The sequence below is a fragment of the Staphylococcus caseorum genome, assembly GCF_049943195.1.
GTDB lineage: Bacteria > Bacillota > Bacilli > Staphylococcales > Staphylococcaceae > Staphylococcus > Staphylococcus equorum_A.
Window position 1 is genome coordinate 1 of sequence record NZ_JBNFUA010000005.1, and the last position, 2486, is coordinate 2486.

The 2486-nt window shown below is 30.2% G+C and carries 3 protein-coding genes; 1 reads left to right on the forward strand and 2 read right to left on the reverse strand.

All coding sequences use genetic code 11. From position 1 onward, the window contains the following. Window positions 1-192, reverse strand: a 192-nt coding sequence (locus tag ACP3TL_RS14975; RefSeq protein WP_285336890.1) for a hypothetical protein, incomplete at its 3' end; no start/stop codon positions are given. Between the two features lie 399 nt (window positions 193-591). Then, window positions 592-1596, reverse strand: coding sequence for a protein rep (locus tag ACP3TL_RS14980; protein WP_225489622.1), 1005 nt, complete (start codon window positions 1594-1596; stop codon window positions 592-594). A gap of 340 nt (window positions 1597-1936) precedes the next feature. Between ACP3TL_RS14980 and ACP3TL_RS14985 the strand changes: the two genes are divergently transcribed. After that, window positions 1937-2344: a YjdF family protein gene (locus tag ACP3TL_RS14985; protein ID WP_152587879.1), complete on the forward strand. Its 408-nt coding sequence runs from the start codon at window positions 1937-1939 to the stop codon at window positions 2342-2344. The last annotated feature ends 142 nt before the right edge of the window (window positions 2345-2486 follow it).

Consider the following 2486-nt stretch of genomic DNA (forward strand, 5'->3'; position numbering starts at 1 on the left):
TTCAATAAATTTTCTCGGCATAAATGCATCGTCTATTTTTTGTTTTCTGAAGGTTTCCAAAATAAAACCACAGCCATAAAAAATAAGTAATAAATAATAAACCAAAAATCTAAATGACTTTGATTTATTTGTTGATATATAAAAACTAGCATCAAAATAGACAAAAGTAATTGCACAGAAAAACGTAACCACATAAAAAAATACAACCTCCTTTTTAGCAAACTTTATCACAAGAACTATTTAAATTTTAAATACCTTTATTTTGAATTTTAAGGGGGCATTTTAAAGATTTAGGGGTAAATCATATAGTTTTATACCTAAAAACCTACATAAGCTTTTAAAACGCAAATATGAGCCAAATAAATATATCTTAATTTCACAAACTAAAATTCGAGCAAAACCAGTGACTAATTTTTTAGACACTGCCCAGTTATATGCAAATTAAAAATTTAGCAAACTGGGCAGAAAAAAATAAACACTGCCCATTTACATGCAAACTTAAAAGTTAACATGAAAACTGGTCAACCATGCCGGTTGAACGCTATAGTTCCCGCAGGGGCAAAAAGACATAAAAAAACGCTAGCTTTTTAGCTAACGTTTCAAATCTTTTAAATAATAATTTTGTTTTTCAAAATTCCAAATTGCCGTAATTGAATGTGCTTTTTCTTCTTCGTCTGTTGTTTTATCTTCGTCACTTGTATTGATTAAATTGCCATCTTCGGCATCGTCTAAATTTAAAATTTTATGTTTTTGTTTAAGCAATCCACCATAACTTAACATGCGCTTTCGGTATAAACCTTTTTCCAAATCATTCACGATTTCTTGATTTCTTTCATCATCATCAGTTAAAAAATCAGATGACTTAACCGAATATTTTGAGGTTTCTTTGATTGCTGCTTGAATATCTTTATCGCCTTTTTGATTTGGAGTAATCCCTTTAACATTTACCACAGGCTCATAATTAATTTGTAATGCTTTTTTCCAAAAACTCAACCACTCTTTTTGCGATATATAATTTTCAGATCCACGAAAATATTTACTTTCAACACACAATAAAACATGCATATGCTGATTATAACTACCATTTTTTTCGTTTACTGTAACTTCTGTAGAACGCATAAAACCCACTAAATTCTTTTTAACTTTTGCATACATTTTTAATTTATTAAAAGCTTTAGCCATATGCTTTAAACTTTCTTCTAAATGTTCTCCATCTATCGCATTTCGAGTTGATAACGTCAAAAATAACCAACGTGCCTTTGGTTTCTCTTTAACCACTTCTTCAATCACTCTTTGAGCTTGATAACTATTTTTCATCGAACGCCTCCAATTACAAACAGGACACAATTTCGATTTACAAAACCATGTCTTATGTAATTTCAAATAACCTTCATCCGTTGGCTTGAACTCTAAGACGTTACCACATTGTTTTACGTTATAAGCCTTTTTGATTTTTAAGATTTCAAGTATATCTGCATAACTAACATTATTAATCTTCTTTTCTCTCCATGGGCGTTGCTTACCACTTTTGGCAATATCTTTTAATGTTTCAGTATCTTGATTTTCGTCTATATATTTTGTATGATTGTCTTGCATATAAAAAGACCTCCAGTATTAGATTTTAGCTCGACACTTTAATCTTATTACTGGAGTTTTTTTATGTCAACCGATATATTATACACTAAAAAAACGAAAAAACATTGATATAGCAACGTTGAAACGACTTTATATATCTTTGAGTTATTTCTAATAGTATCAAGACAAGAAGAAACTCGTTTTCAACTCGTTTCTAAACCACGATATTATTTTGTTAATATCAAAATATGAAATGTAAAAACACAATTGGGTTGGTAGTCCCAATGCAAAGTATAAATTTTGTCAGTAACCTTCCTCCTCAGGTCGTCCTTCATTTCATTTAAAACAGAGGAGGGACAACATGAAACTTACAATTTTTCATGATGGACAATTTTTTATCGGATTAGTTGAATATACAGAAAATCAAAAATCAGTTTTTGCTAAATATACATTTGGCACAGAACCTGATAGAGAAACTATTTTAAAATTCATAGACAAAGACCTTTTAAATTTAGTAAATAAAAGCAAGGTAAAAACTAAACGTAAGTCATCTGATAAAAAAATTAATCCAAAAAGATTGCAACGACAGGTAGCAAAAGAGCAAAAGAAAAAAGTGATTACCACTCAATCACAAGAGGCATTAAAAAAAGAGCAAGAACTCAATAAAAAAAGTTCTAAAAAAAGAAACAAGCTTCAAAAAGAAGAAGAAAAAACACGAAAACGTAAAATCAAAAAACAAAAAGCAAAAGAAAAGCATAAAGGTCATTAAGCCAAGATTGCTTTATTCCAATTGCTTTATTGACGTTGAGCCTCGGAACCCTTAACAATCCCAAAACTTGTCGAATGGTCGGCTTAATAGCTCACGCTATGCCGACATTCGTCTGCAAGTTTAGTTAAGGGTTCTTCTCAAC